This is a genomic window from Vibrio sp. B1Z05 (assembly GCF_052955985.1).
In genome coordinates, this window is the sequence record NZ_CP130463.1 from 964,681 (window position 1) to 980,187 (window position 15,507).

The 15,507-nt window shown below is 41.1% G+C and carries 12 protein-coding genes; all 12 read left to right on the forward strand.

Features of this window, described 5'->3' with window-relative positions; all coding sequences use genetic code 11:
- Positions 1–176: 176 nt before the first annotated feature.
- Positions 177–2,633, forward strand: coding sequence for an EcoAI/FtnUII family type I restriction enzme subunit R (gene hsdR / locus QV280_RS04520; protein ID WP_152821897.1), 2,457 nt, complete (start codon positions 177–179; stop codon positions 2,631–2,633).
- 263 nt (positions 2,634–2,896) lie between these two features.
- The gene (locus tag QV280_RS04525; RefSeq protein WP_152821899.1) at positions 2,897–3,889 is read left to right on the forward strand and encodes an Abi family protein; all 993 of its coding nucleotides are present in this window, start codon (positions 2,897–2,899) and stop codon (positions 3,887–3,889) included.
- Between the two features lie 88 nt (positions 3,890–3,977).
- Positions 3,978–5,468, forward strand: a complete 1,491-nt coding sequence (locus QV280_RS04530) for an N-6 DNA methylase (RefSeq protein ID WP_152821901.1) — start codon at positions 3,978–3,980, stop codon at positions 5,466–5,468.
- Between the two features lie 2 nt (positions 5,469–5,470).
- Positions 5,471–7,210, forward strand: a complete 1,740-nt coding sequence (locus tag QV280_RS04535; protein WP_152821903.1) for a restriction endonuclease subunit S — start codon at positions 5,471–5,473, stop codon at positions 7,208–7,210.
- Between the two features lie 2 nt (positions 7,211–7,212).
- The gene (locus QV280_RS04540; protein WP_152821905.1) at positions 7,213–8,577 is read left to right on the forward strand and encodes a DUF262 domain-containing protein; all 1,365 of its coding nucleotides are present in this window, start codon (positions 7,213–7,215) and stop codon (positions 8,575–8,577) included.
- Positions 8,564–10,489, forward strand: coding sequence for a GmrSD restriction endonuclease domain-containing protein (locus QV280_RS04545; protein ID WP_152821908.1), 1,926 nt, complete (start codon positions 8,564–8,566; stop codon positions 10,487–10,489). The genes QV280_RS04540 and QV280_RS04545 overlap by 14 nt, the downstream gene beginning before the upstream one ends.
- A gap of 449 nt (positions 10,490–10,938) precedes the next feature.
- Positions 10,939–12,504 (forward strand): polysaccharide lyase 6 family protein, encoded by a 1,566-nt coding sequence (locus QV280_RS04550; protein WP_152821910.1) that lies wholly within the window; start codon positions 10,939–10,941, stop codon positions 12,502–12,504.
- 58 nt (positions 12,505–12,562) lie between these two features.
- Entirely contained in the window at positions 12,563–12,748 is a 186-nt protein-coding gene (locus QV280_RS04555) for a hypothetical protein (RefSeq protein ID WP_152821913.1), read from the forward strand.
- Positions 12,749–12,897: 149 nt separating this feature from the next.
- Positions 12,898–13,167, forward strand: coding sequence for a type II toxin-antitoxin system TacA family antitoxin (locus tag QV280_RS04560; protein WP_152821915.1), 270 nt, complete (start codon positions 12,898–12,900; stop codon positions 13,165–13,167).
- Positions 13,164–13,700, forward strand: coding sequence for a GNAT family N-acetyltransferase (locus QV280_RS04565; RefSeq protein WP_367869612.1), 537 nt, complete (start codon positions 13,164–13,166; stop codon positions 13,698–13,700). Before QV280_RS04560 ends, QV280_RS04565 begins: the two co-directional genes overlap by 4 nt.
- 130 nt (positions 13,701–13,830) lie before the next feature.
- Positions 13,831–14,679 carry a LysR family transcriptional regulator gene (locus tag QV280_RS04570; protein WP_152821917.1) on the forward strand — a complete coding sequence of 283 codons (849 nt, stop codon included), beginning with the start codon at positions 13,831–13,833 and terminating at the stop codon, positions 14,677–14,679.
- Between the two features lie 108 nt (positions 14,680–14,787).
- Complete coding sequence (locus tag QV280_RS04575) at positions 14,788–15,504, forward strand: hypothetical protein (protein ID WP_152821919.1); 717 nt, start codon at positions 14,788–14,790, stop codon at positions 15,502–15,504.
- Positions 15,505–15,507: the final 3 nt, after the last annotated feature.

The window sequence follows — 15,507 nt, forward strand, 5'->3', positions numbered from 1 at the left end:
CTATCCATGATAAATATTAAATTCCAACCTGACCTTGATATTCGTCGAATCCATAAGCTAACGTCATTAGCCTTGCGAAGTGATATGTTGAGTTCATGATCATGTTAGGCATATACAGAAATTTTTAATAATTTAGGTATAATAATCAGTCAAATACCTAGATAAAGTGTTTCTCAATGGTCACAAGCATTAACAAAGCTAAATTATCTGAAACTGACATCATCACCAAGTTCATACTCCCTGCCATTAAAGGGTCTGGATGGGATGATATGACTCAGATTCGTCAGGAAGTAAAACTTCGTGACGGAAAGGTTATTGTGCGTGGTCAAGCAGCAGCTCGTAAGAAGGTCAAATCCGCAGACATTGTTCTTTATCACAAGCCAAGTATGCCGCTTGCCGTTATCGAAGCAAAAGCCAATAAGCATGAAATAGGTAAAGGCATGCAACAAGGCTTAGATTATGCGAGCCTATTGGAAGTGCCATTTATCTTTGCTTCTAATGGTGATGGTTTTGTTTTTCATGACAAAACCAACCCTAATCAACTTGAAAGTGAAATTCGTTTAGAAGATTTTCCTACACCTCAACAGCTTTGGGACAAATACTGTATCTGGAAAGGTTACAAAGCTGAGCACTTACCTGTAATTACACAGGATTATCACGATGATGGTAGTGGAAAGTCTCCACGTTATTACCAACTCCAAGCTATTAATAAAACCGTAGAAGCCGTCGCTGCTGGACAAGACCGTATTTTGTTGGTTATGGCAACGGGTACTGGTAAAACCTACACTGCTTTTCAAATTATTTGGCGACTATGGAAAGCTAAAGCAAAGAAACGCATTTTATTTTTAGCGGATAGAAATATTCTGGTCGATCAGACCAAAACCAATGATTTTCAACCCTTTGGTACGGCAATGACTAAGATAACGGGGCGTAATGTCGACCCTGCTTATGAGGTTCACCTTGCTCTGTATCAGGCGTTAACAGGCCCTGAAGAATACCAAAAGGCGTACAAACAAGTAGCACCGGACTTTTTTGATCTTATCATCATTGATGAATGTCACCGAGGCAGTGCGTCAGAAGACAGTGCATGGCGCGAGATCTTAGAATACTTTAGCTCTGCAACGCAGGTTGGTTTAACGGCTACCCCAAAAGAAACAGATGAAGTCTCGAATATCGAATACTTTGGCGACCCGGTATATACCTACTCACTCAAAGAAGGCATAGAGGATGGTTTCTTAGCCCCATACAAGGTTGTGCGCGTCGATATTGACGTCGATGTGCAAGGCTGGCGACCAACCAAAGGGCAGGTAGATAAGAACGGGGAAGTAATAGAAGACCGAATCTATAACCAGAAAGACTTTGATCGAACTATGGTAATTGATGAGCGCACAAACTTAGTGGCACAAACGATTACCAATTATCTAAAACGTACTGATCCAATGGCTAAAACCATCGTATTTTGTAATGACATCGATCATGCCGAACGCATGCGTCGGGCATTAGTCAACTTAAACCCAGAGCAGGTTAAGAAAAACGAAAAATACGTAATGAAGATCACTGGCGATGATGAAATAGGCAAAGCTCAGCTTGATAACTTCATTAACCCCAAGAAAGCGTACCCTGTAATAGCAACTACCTCAGAGTTAATGACCACAGGTGTTGATGCTAAAACATGTAAGTTAGTAGTGTTGGATCAGGGTATCCAATCTATGACTAAGTTTAAGCAAATCATTGGTAGGGGCACCCGTATTGATGATCGTTACGGCAAGCTATGGTTTACCATTCTAGATTTTAAAAAAGCAACTGAGCTGTTTGCTGATGAGCGTTTTGATGGAACGCCAGAACGAGTCAAAGTTGCAACCCCTGAAGATTTCGAGAATGACGATCATATAATCGACATTATTAACGGGATTGATAGTGCGGATCCTGACAGTCCGTTTGACGGCGAGGATATAGATCCTGATACAGTTCAAGAACCAGAAGCTCCTTATAACCATGACTCAGCAACTAGCGGCTCAGCGGATGGTAAGGGAGCAAACGCTGACGACTGGAATGACGAAAATAAAGTTCGTAAGTTTCATGTCAACGGTGTCTCAGTAAAAGCACTCGCGGAACGAGTTCAGTATTATGACTCTGATGGTAAATTGGTCACGGAATCATTTAAAGATTACACCCGTAAAACAATGGCAAAGCAGTTCACCTCAATGGATGAGTTTGTAAAGCGTTGGAATGAAGCAGATCGAAAAGACGTAATCATAGAAGAGCTTGCCCAAGAGGGGATATTGTGGGAAGCACTTGAGGATGAAGTGGGCAAAGAGTTGGACCCATTCGATATGATTTGTCATGTTGTTTATGATCAACCACCACTAACTCGTAAAGAGCGGGCTGAAAGCGTTAAAAAACGAAATTATTTCACCAAGTATGGGGAAACAGCTCAGCAAGTACTACATAACCTGCTGGATAAGTATGCCGATGAAGGTGTTTCTGAAATTGAGAATATTCATGTACTCAAAGTAAAGCCATTTGATGAAATGGGTAGACCGCTGGAAATCATTAAGAAAGGATTTGGCGGTAAATCACAGTACTTAGAAGCGGTTAATGAATTAGAAGCAGCTATCTACCAATCAGCGTAACAGCGCACAAATATGAAAAAATAAACATATACAATATGTGGTGGCACACACCTTATCCATAACTACATATTGTTTGTTTACGGGGAAATTCGGTCGTATTAGGTAGTTTTAAGGTTCGGTGCTTATTTGACTATTAAATCATTTTCTATAATACTTCACCGCAATAGTGCCCAGTCCCCTGTTTTTGAAGTTATCTTACGAGATAACTTTGAAATCAAGTCTGGGCGTTCTCGTTTTTGGAGCAAAGTAAATAAAGGATTGCAATGGCTCTTATTCCATCCAAAGAGTTTAAACATTACGAAGAGCTTGTTGAGACTTTGCTTAAGCGAGGAATGAGCATTGATGATCAGAGTCGAGCCAAACGTAAGCTGGCTCAGGTAGGCTATTACCGTCTCAGTGGTTTTTGGTATCCAGCAAGAGCGATTGAACGAGATGTGAAGGGCATAGCTATTGAATGTCCTCACTTAAAGCGTCCTAAGCGGTTGGATGAATTTTTGCCAAACACCCATTTTGATGATGTGTTTAACCTTTATCTGCTTGATAAAAAACTTCGTATTGCCATGTTGGATGGGCTTGAGCGCATTGAAGTGTTCGTTCGCAGTGTGATTGCCCATGAACTTGGACGTGGCAAAAGAAAAGAAGCGGGTACAGGTGAAGATATTCCAGATCCATTAGCATGGACGGACTCAGACTACATTAACGGTAAATTTTTAAAAAGACGTCGCGGCCAAAAAGTAAGTTCGTGGGATGAGTGGCAGGACAAACACCGTAAATTGATTGCTCGAAGCCATGAAGATTGCATTATTTGGCACAGAAGCAACCATAAAGAAATGCCTTTCTGGGTGGTTATAGAAGCATGGGACTTTGGCACAATGTCTAAGTATTATGGCATGCTTAAAGACAAATACCGTCAGCGTATTTGTGCTCGTTTGGGCATAACCGACAAAACAGAAACAGCGGTTCTTCAAGCTTGGCTGATGGGGATGAATATTCTTCGTAACCGATGTGCTCACCACACACGAATTTGGAATCAACAATCTTCAAAACAACTCCCTTTGCCTTCAGATGAAACATTCGATGACATTAGAGATAACCACAATACACTGACCCGCCTATACGGTGTGATTCGAGCCATGTGGTTTTTGATTGAGCAGATAGGCCCAAGCTCTTGTTGGATGAAAGAAGTTGATGCGTTAATCGCGACCTTACCCGCTGTACCAGGATGTCATTCGTCATCAATAGGGTTACCTTCTTAATTTTTAAATAGACATGTACCACTGAATATTGCGGCGGTTTTGAGTTATAATCCGCGACAATTTTCAGTGTTCTCAAAGTAGAAAAATCATGTCAGTCAGTTCAGTTATCAAATCTATTCAAGACATTATGCGCAAAGATGCAGGTGTTGACGGCGACGCACAGCGCCTTGGTCAAATGTCTTGGCTGCTATTCCTAAAAGTATTCGATGCCCAAGAAGAAGAGCTAGAATTAGAGCTTGATGATTATCGTGAGCCAATCCCTACCGAATATCTATGGCGTAATTGGGCTGCTGATGCTGAAGGGATGACAGGAGACGATTTACTAGGGTTTGTTAACGATGATTTATTTCCCACATTAAAGCATCTATCAGCCCCCAAAGATCTAAATCCGCGTGGTTTTGTAGTGAAAAATGCCTTTAGTGATGCGTTTAACTACATGAAAAACGGAACGTTGTTACGTCAGGTCATCAACAAGCTCAATGAAATCGACTTTACAGATTCTACCGAGCGTCATCTGTTTGGTGATATTTATGAGCAAATTTTAAAAGATCTGCAAAGCGCAGGTAATTCGGGCGAATTTTATACGCCGCGTTCAGTCACCAAATTTATTGTTGATCGCCTAGATCCGCAATTAGGCGAGTCCATAATGGACCCTGCAACGGGAACGGGCGGCTTCCTCGCATGTGCTTTTGATCACGTTAAAGAGCATTACGTGAAAACTGCCTCTGATCACCAATTGCTACAAACGCAGATCCACGGCGTAGAGAAAAAGCAATTACCGCATTTATTGTGTATCACCAACATGATGTTGCACGGCATTGAAGTACCAGTACAAATTAAGCATGGCAACACCCTAAACAAGCCCCTTTCTAGTTGGGACAGGAACATCAATGTGATTGCGACTAACCCGCCGTTTGGTGGCACAGAAGAAGATGGTATTGAAAAGAACTTCCCTGCGGAGATGCAAACCCGTGAAACTGCCGACCTATTTTTACAACTGATTGTTGAAGTGTTGGATGAAGGCTCTGATACCAAGAGTGGCGGCCGTGCAGGTGTAGTACTGCCAGACGGCACTTTGTTTGGTGAAGGCGTAAAAACCAAAATCAAGAAGATGCTGACAGAAGAGTGTAACTTGCACACCATAGTGCGTTTACCCAATGGGGTATTTAACCCTTATACAGGTATTAAAACGAACATTCTGTTTTTCACTAAAGGCAAACCAACTAAAGACGTATGGTTTTATGAGCATCCTTACCCTGAAGGCGTGAAGAACTACAGCAAAACCAAACCAATGAAGTTTGAAGAGTTCCAACAAGAAATTGATTGGTGGGGTAATGAAGATGACGACTTTGCAAGCCGTGTAGAGAACAAGCAAGCATGGAAAGTATCTATTGCTGAGATCATCGAGCGCAACTTTAACCTTGATATTAAAAACCCATATCAAGAAGAAGTGGTGAAGCTTGATCCTAATGAATTACTAGATAGCTACCAACAGCAGCAGCAAGAGATCTCGCAACTTCGTGATCAGTTGAAAGACATTCTAGGCACTGCGCTTAAATCTTCAGTTGGTAAGGGGTAATCATGAGCGTAGAACAAGCCTCTGTGAATCAGTTGATTACAGACAATATCGATATTTGGACTTCAACGGTTAAAACTAAGTCAGCGTCAGGTCGTGGAAGTAGCAAAAAGCGTGAGCTTTATGGTGTGAAGAAGCTGCGTGAGCTGATTTTGGAATTGGCGGTTCGTGGTAAGCTAGTGCCTCAAGACCCAACTGATGAACCTGCTTCTGTTCTACTTGAACGAATTGCGGAAGAAAAAGCGGAGTTGGTGAAAGAGAAGAAGATTAAGAAACAAAAAACTCTTCCCGAAGTTACTGAACAAGAAGCTCCATATAGTGTGCCGAAAGGTTGGGAATGGACAAGGCTTGGTAATTTAAGCAGTGATATTCATTACGGGTATACAGCTTCAGCGAAGCCCGACTCGGAAGGGGTTAGACTTCTTAGAATTACTGATATTCAGAATGATAAGGTTAATTGGAGGACTGTTCCAGCTTGTGATATTACTGATGAAAAAGCTAAATCTTACTTACTGGAAAATGATGATATTTTAATTGCTAGGACTGGTGGAACTATTGGTAAGTCGTATCTTGTTGAGAATATTGACTTACAAGCCGTCTTTGCATCATATTTGATTCGTGTAAAAAGAATTCGAGCAGTCTATGCACCATTTACTAAGGTATTTTTAGGAAGCCAGTTGTACTGGAAGCAACTGATTGAGCGTTCTGCGGGAACAGGGCAACCTAACGTAAACGCAACAGCTTTAAAGCATTTGTTATTTATAATGCCACCATTCGAACAACAAAAGCGCATCGTTGCCAAAGTCGATGAACTCATGACACTTTGTGAGCAACTAGAGCAACAAACCGAAGCCAGTATTGAAGCGCACCAAGTGTTAGTCACCACGTTATTGGATACGTTAATTAACTCAGTCGATGCTGACGAGCTAATGCAAAACTGGGCACGAATCAGTGAGCACTTTGATACTTTGTTCACCACCGAAGCCAGCATTGACCAGCTAAAACAAACCATCCTGCAACTGGCAGTAATGGGTAAACTTGTCCCACAAGACCCAACCGATGAACCTGCTGCAAAGCTACTTGAGCGCATCGCAGAAGAAAAAGCCCAGTTAATCAAAGACAAGAAAATCAAAAAGCAGAAAGCACTGTCAGCGATATCTGACGATGAAAAGCCGTTTGAACTACCGATAGGATGGGAGTGGTGTCGTTTGGGGAGCTTGATGAACCTAATTTCAGGGCAGCACTTAAAGCCAAAAGAATATAGTGAAGTGCCTTTGGAAAATGGAAACCCATATATTACTGGACCAGCAGAATTTGGACCTGTTCATCCCTCGTTCTCTAAGTACACTAATGAAAAACGAGCATTAGCAGAGGTTGGGGATATTTTAATTACTTGTAAGGGTGCAGGATTGGGTAAGTTAAATAAAGTAAATCAAACGTTAGCAATAAGCCGTCAATTGATGGCAATACAATCAATTTGTGTCATTCGAGAATTTATCTTCGCAGTTCTAGATTCTAAGTATGACTATTTTCAATCAAAAGGGGTTGGTATAGCTATACCCGGAATATCTCGGGAAGATGTGACCAACATGATCGTAGCGCTACCACCTATTACGGAACAAGACCAAATAGTTGTTAGGATGAATGAGTTATCAAATTTATGTGAGCAACTTAAAAGGCGGTTTAAAGATTCTCAAACTACACAATTACACCTTACTGACGCTATCGTTAAAAAGGCAGTCTAACCATGGCAATTATCTTCAATCAACCTCAAGCTCAAATTCAAACCATCTCACAGTTGTTGACCCAAAAACTCACTATTCCTGATTACCAACGCCCATATAAATGGCAACCTAAACACGTTAATCAGCTAGTGGATGACATCTTTAACCATTGCACTAAGAGGTGTTATCGGCTTGGTACGGTGGTACTGCATCAAGTCAAAAATTCAGAAACTGAAGAAGAAAATGGCACACTCAACATTGTAGATGGTCAGCAGCGCCTCTTCACCTTAACGCTATTTTGCACCATTCTTGATGGAAAAGAGGAAACCGTCTCATCAACGCTTCTTGAGCATGAATTTAAATCCTCCGTTAGTATCGAGAACCTCAAGAACAACGCTCAGATTATCTCTGAACGTGTAGTGAGTCTGTCAGACACAGAAAAGCAAGAACTACTCGATTTTGTCCTTAACAAGTGCGAGCTTATTCAAGTTACGCTAGATGACCTAAGTGAAGCCTTCCAGTTCTTCGATTCACAAAATGCTCGTGGTAAAGCACTTGCCCCTCATGATCTGCTAAAGGCTTACCATCTGCGTGAAATGATGGGCTCCACAGATCAAACCGAGCGCCTACACCACGTAAATTTGTGGGAGCAAGGCGTTAACCCTGATAATGAGATAGCAAACTTGCATACAATTATGGGGGAATTCTTGTTCCGTATGCGCCGCTGGATTGATGGTGACTATGGCATACAGTTCAGTCGCCATAATATTGATGTATTCAAAGGCATTAACCTAGATAGCACTCAGTACGCTTATGTGGATTCATTGCTTGCGCTAGATTATGCAGTTGAAACTTTTAATGCCGATCTTTCTCGTAAATGGGACAAGCAAACCAAGGGTTATCCATTCCAAGTTGATCAGGTGATGATCAATGGTAAGCGTTTCTTTGAGTACATTCAGCACTACATGGGTATTTATTCAACGTTATTTGTTGGCAAAGATGCAAGGCTTTCCTCATTTGTAGATCAGTACACAATTTACGATGGAAGTTATCGCAAAGGGGATAGTTATGTACGAAACCTATTCTTGTGCGCCGTGATGTACTACTACGATAAGTTTGGTGAAGTGGAGTTAGATAAAGCCGCTCAAATCTGTTATCGCTGGGCGTATTACTTACGAGTTTACCTAATGCGTATTGGTATGGAGTCCGTGGATAACCATGCAAAAGCACGTAACGGACTGTTCAGAGCAATCAACAAAGCCGTTCATCCTCAGCAGGTATTGAGTTATCAACCTCCATATATTGAGTCTCCTAATTTTGATAACGCTAAACACGTTAATAACTCCATTAAAGCTATGAAGTCGGGAAAGCTAAATGATTCAAACTAATCAAGTAGAACAATTATCGGTTCAAGCACTGTTCGACAGCAAAACTGAATATGTTATCCCTATCTATCAGCGTAACTATGCTTGGGGTGCGACAGAGATTGAGCAACTTATTCAAGATATTAGTGATGCAGCTGGGCTGATAACTCAATCAGATGAATCGGAGCCCGTTCAAGCAACTAATTATTATTTAGGTAGCCTGGTTGTTTATCAACGAACCAATCAATCAAATGGTGTTAATGTGGTGTACGAAACCATTGATGGGCAACAGAGACATACAACGCTTTCAATCTTATTAGCTTATCTAAAGCATCAAGAAGGTTTGGATAAGGAAAAGTTAGAAGTGTTAAAAATTAATCTAGCTTTTGATAGTCGTCCAAAATCATCCAGAGCTCTTGATAGTATTTATACAAATAAAACCAATAGTGAGTCAGAAGAGCCTAACATTCATGCAGCCTTCAAGATTATTAAGCGCTACTTCAAAACCAAAGGGCTAGATTCAGAGGATAAAACTCAGCAGTTTCTCGATTATCTATTAGAAAGTGTCATCATACTGAGAGTGGTTGTTCCACCAGAAACCGATCTCAACCACTACTTTGAGATTATGAATAACCGTGGTGAACAGCTAGAAAAGCATGAAGTATTGAAAGCAAAATTCATGGCTACGCTTGAGAGTGATGAAGAAAGAAACTGCTTTTCTACAATCTGGGATGCTTGTTCGAATATGAAGCGTTATACCCAGATGGGCTTTCAATCGGATCTACGAAAAGAGATATTCGGAACAACTTGGCAGACGATGCCAACAAGCTTTGAAGCGATTCAAGAAAAGCACACGAGCAAGCAGCAAAAGCAAAATGGCATGACGCTACGAGAAATTATCAAGAACAAGGTCTCCAGTTCAAATACCTATGATGAAGAGTACGAGAAGGAAGAACGTTTTGGTAGTGTTATCGACTTCTCAAATTTTTTACTTCACGTCTTAAAACTGATGAAACCGGAAGATAGTATTTCGTTAGATGATAAGAAGTTGCTCGATGCGTTTATTTCTAAAGATGATTTGAAGGTTAAGGTTACTGCTAAAGCTTTTGTCTATGAGTTACTGAAGTATCGAATTCTTTTTGATAGCTACATAATTAAACCTGACCAATATGATGAGAAACGTAAGTGGAGTTTATTAAGGCTTAATGCGTATCAAAGTGGCACTAATAGTTTAAGTCCTGAGTATCCGAATGCCTTAAGTGGCGCTAACAATGAAAATATTCGCATGATATTAGCAATGTTTCATGTATCTAATCCGGCGCAGGTCTATAAACGTTGGCTAAATGATGTTTTAAATATTTTGAATAAGAATATAACACAGGAACTAAATTTAGCTGTTGATGGTGCGGCATACTTAGCTGAACTTGAAAATTTAAGTGATCGCTACTTCCAAGAAATTACGGGTGATGAAGAAGATCTTGCGTTTAATGAAGAGAAGTCAGGAGTATTGCACAAAGGAACAGGCGTGCAAAACTTTGTTTTTAATCGATTAGATTACCTATTGTGGCGAGAACTTTCAGATGGAAAATCTGTCGGTAAAGTGGATAAAGGTGAATTAGGTGGGCATTTTTCAAATTTTCAATTTACTTTCAGAACATCCGTTGAGCATCACTTTCCGCAAACCGACCCATCTGGCGCGAGCAAAATGAAGGATGTTGATCGTTTTGGGAATCTTTGTCTAATATCCCCAAGCAGCAACTCTCGATTAAGTAATTATTCTCCACAAGATAAGAAAAAGTTTTATCAAGAGAACAATCGTGCAGAGAGTTTAAAACAAGCAATTATGATGACGTATGATGATTGGGGACCGGACGGAAAAGGTCGAGAGAATATTGAAAAACATGAACAAATAATGATATCAATCTTGTCTAAATAGACTTCGTTTTTCTATATAATGTTTTTGAGGGAAGGGGGGCCTCCCTCAATTACTGTGATGCAAGCATAAAATTACCCTATCACATTAAAATCATCTCATTTGTTTTTAAAAGTCCCTAGCTATCTTGCACTCGATGCCACAACTTTATTCCCATAATGATCAGACAAATTAGCACACCTAAGCATTAAAAATCTGTCCTTAGTCGCAATTCATATCAACCTATAGCCTATTTTTTATCCAAGTGTTCGCGGGTTATCTACTGACATCCACTCCATTTTTCAAGACCAAATTACCGCCGCATTACTTGTAGTATTAAAATACATGATCTAGTCGACAAAATGACGAAAAAGAGCGGTCTTTGATAGCAATAATGGCTCTATGCAATTGCTTGAGTGTGATTGTTGTTGCTAATGTTCGCCTCAGAATAAATCCCTACAAAAGAGATAGTCATGAAAAAGACACCCATTTTATTAATCGCAGGTTCTTTACTACTAGCGGGTTGTGCCGCTAACCAAGGTCAAACTGAGTTGGTAACAAAACCGACTTTGGTGATGGTAGATCAAGGCGTTAGCATCGCGTCAATGCAGCAAGTTCTAGAGCTTCGTGAAAGCATCGTAAACGCTAAAGATGGCGACGTGATCAGCATTAAAGCAGGTCACTACCGTGATTTGGGTAGCGTTACGCTAACGGCTAACAACGTCACTATTAAACCTGAAGTTGCGGGTAGTGTTATTTTTAATGGCTCAACTCAGTTCATCATTAAAGGTGATAACAACCTAATTGAAAGCTTGGTATTTACAGATGGCGGCGCGACACTTAGCACAGTAAGCCATGATGCAAACATCATGGGTGTGTTCGGTATCTTCGGCAAAAACAACACACTGAATAACTCTGTAATCTACAAGTTCAACGATTATCCTTACGTGCCAGATGCGAAAGGCAAATACCCTAACATCCGTTGGGTAACTGTTGGCGGCGAAAACAACAAAATTACTAACAACACTTTTGAAGGTAAGTACAAGCGTGGTGCAATGCTTGTTGTTCAAACTTCAGCTAAGTTAGAAAAGACTTTGATTGAAGGTAATATCTTCAAAGATCTGACCGCTTTGGATATCGAGTTGATTGAAAACTCTAATCCGAAAATGGTTCGAACAAACCGTAATGACCGCCAAGCAATCCGTGTAGGCGATAGCCACAACTCATTGTTTGATTCTCAAAGTGTGGTTAAGAACAACTACTTTGACAACATCAGTGGTTATGTCGGTAAAAAAGGTTCAGGTGAAATCGAGCTAATCTCTATTAAGGCGAGTGGCGTTACGTTTGACAGCAATACTATTCGCAACAGTACTTCTATGATTTCACTGCGCCACGGTCACAATAACGTTGTAACGAACAATGTTATCTTGCCGGGCACGACAGTTAACTCTGGTGGTATCCGTATTTATGATGAAAATCACCTGATTGAAAACAACTACATCGAAGGGACTTTAGGCAAGGGCACGTATCGTGGCGGTCTTGTGCTAAATACTGGCATCATCGATGTGGCGAATGGCGAAGTGTTAAGCAAAGACTCTGTGGGTAAAACGCTACAGAAGCAGTGGACGCCAAAAGATGTTGTAGTGAAAAACAACACCTTAGTGAACAACACACAAGGTATTTTTGGTAGTAACGCTATCCACCGTGTGAGCCTAACAGACAACACTCGCGCTGAGACAATCTTCCCAGCGGTTGACACTGTATTTGAAAACAACCTATCTATTGCAGCTGAGCCTGGCACAAACGCATTTAGACAGTTTGAAGGTGAGAAATTCAAGATGGTAGGTTCTAAATTCAAGAACAACATCTTCTACGGCCAAATCGAAGGACTAGATCCTTTACCAAAAGGCATCTCAACTGACAAACCAGCAATGGAGCGAGATGAGCAAGGTCTAGTTAAAGCTGTCGGTTCGGTGGGTGCATCTAACCTAACGGTACTGACTGAAGAGATGGTTGGTTCTAACATCGTATTTAAATAATACGGTTATATAACTCACTATTGACGGGGCAGGTCGCTGTTTTGTACTAACGTGCAAAATGAGGGGTCTGCCCCGTTTTTCTTTATTGGTATTGTTGTTTGCTAGAAGTTGGAAGGCACTGCCTTGGACAGACGAGCAAGGTGTTGAGTTAGCTGCACAGTTTTCATCTGGTAAACAAGTTAAGGTATTAGCTGCAATTCACTGTCGAACAGTTGGTGCGATTACATCTGAACTGAAAAAGTAAGGTCTTATAGAAGAGTAACAGTGGAGCACTACAACGTGCACTTGTCCTGTTACTTTAGATTCCGTAAAACATCCGTACAAATTGAAGGTGCTGTTTATTTATACTATAATCCAGATTGTTACGGCAAGTATCCGTACATAGGAGAGGTTATGGCATCTGCACGTTTAGATATTCGTCTTGATGAAGAGATCAAGGCTAGAGCTGAAAAAGCATCCGCGTTACTTGGTCTAAAAAGTTTAACTGAATATGTTGTTAGGCTTATGGATGAAGATGCTACTCAGGTAATTGAGCAACATGAAAGTATCGTAGTTAAGGATAGTGTGTTTGATGAATTTATGGTCGCTTGCGATAAGGCCAATGCGCCAAATCAGGCGTTACTTGAAGCGGTTAGGTTCACTGATGAGAGCGGCATTAAGTGAGTTGGGGTAATGAGTTCGTAGAACTTAATAAATCTAAGCATGATCGCACTTCATTTGATTGCGGTGAGCGAGAATTAAATACATTTATCAGGACTCAAGCAGTAAAACACATGCAAGCAGGTATTAGCCGAACTATGGTTCTACCTAGCTCTCAACCACTGTTAAATCAAAAATATGCAATTTGTGCTTTTTACAGTGTAGCGCCTAGTTCTATTAGCCGAGAAACATTGCCAGCGCAACATGCCAAGAAACTGCCTCGATATCCCATTCCTGTTTTTCTTTTGGCTCAGCTAGGAGTGCATAAGGAGTTTCATGGCTCTGGGTTAGGTAAAGTCAGTCTAATCCGTGCTCTAAAGTACCTATGGCAAGTTAACCACCATATGCGGGCATACGCCATTGTCGTGGATTGCCTTACTGACTCAGCGCAAGCGTTCTATACCAAGTTTGGTTTTCAAGTGTTGTGTGAACATAATGGAAGTATTCGTATGTTCCTGCCAATGAACACAGTCGCACAGCTTTTTAACCAAGGGTAAGTTATCGCTTAGATAGCTAGATAAGCGGAACCAAAGCCTCAACGCCAAATCAGTATCTTCCACAATTAATACTTGCCAATATTCAGCTCTTTGCATAGGTTAGATCTAAGGGAATTAAGAGCGGTTAAACATGGACTTAAACTTATTTACGACTTTTCTGTCAGTCTATAAACACAAATCAATTACGTTGGCGTCGGAAGAGCTCGACCTGTCACAGCCGGCGGTGAGTGCGGCTTTAAAGCGTCTTGAGCTGGTGGTTGGCAAAGCGCTGTTTGTGCGTGAAGGGCGCGGCATTGTGCCAACGGGTGCGGCGGTGACTTTGGCTAATAAAATTGAATCACCGATGTCCGTGTTAGAAACGGTTGAAGGTCAGCAAGAGCATCTCAATATTTATTGCAGTGAAGCGGTGCTGTTTAAAGTGGCGCATATCGACAATATCACTATTGGTGAAACACCGCTCAACGAAGAGAGCATCATTGATGACTTGTACACGCAAAAAGTAGATTTAGTGATTGATGGCATGTCGAGCAAGCAGCAGAGCTTAATTGTTGAAGAATTTCATGCCGAGGATGCGGTGTGTCTTACTCGAATGGACCACCCAAGAATCACCGAACAAATATCGTTAGAGCAGTATTATCAAGAGCAACATATTGCCCTTCGAGTGCGAAGAAATAAGCTTAGCACCATTGAATTTTTAAGCGACAAGCCCATTACGGCAAGAAAAGTAAAAATCGAAACGGGTTCGATTACTAGCATGTTGACCATCGCATCGCGTTCTGATTTTATTGCTTCTTCATCACGCGCTATAGCTGAAGAATTTGCTCTGGATATGCGACTGCGCATCCATGAGATCCCAATCCCTCTGAACAAAATCAAATTTAATATGATTTATCATCGCCGTTATCTCAACGACCCTTTTCACAAAACCAAAAGAGAAGCCTTGCGCAAAGCAATCACCGGTGATGCTAACCAAGCGTAGTGGCTAGCATAAATTGAGGTGAGGTTTTGTCTTAACTTCAGTTTATATATTCAAGTTCATGCTTTCAGGATAATCCGTGTATTCAACTTAATACACGTGGAGAACATCATGAAATTACGAGCTTTAGCACTTATTTGCGCCACTTCATTTACTGCAACCGCCTTTGCAAATTCAACGTCTGTTTATCTAGAACAAAATGTCGCCTCCAATGCGGCTGATAATGGAGAGTATGCCACTGAAGCGGGCGCAAATATCGCGGTGTCTGAAAACGGCAGTGTTTATATTGGTTTTGACGATCAAGGTTGGCTTGCCGCAGGTTATGGGCATAACTTTAGCTTAACGGACAATGTTGATTTTAATGTTTATACCGAACTGGGTAAGTGGGAAACGGGCGAAGAAGTGCTCATTGAAGGTATTATTAATTACGACCTAAATGACAATATCAGCCTGTTTACCGGCGTAGGTTATAACCGCTCAGGGCAAGTGCTAGAAAACCTGACCGATACGGGAATCAATACTAATAAATTCATAGCGGGTACCAATTTAAATTGGGGCGGCTTTAATTTGGCTTACCAATATACGCATGAGAATAGAGACGGTTCAGGTTACACCCATGAAAACAACCAGGCGTTTTTCTCTCAAGACGATTATCGTACCAATGAACATGAAGTCGTGTTTTCTAAAACCATCAATGATTTCACGCCTTATATAAAGTACACCTACTTCAACACCAATGAAGGTGAAGTGAGGACTAGCGGTGATAGTTTCGGTGGGCCAATCGACAACGACAATATCCTAACCCTAGGTATCTCTTACCAGTTCTAATCT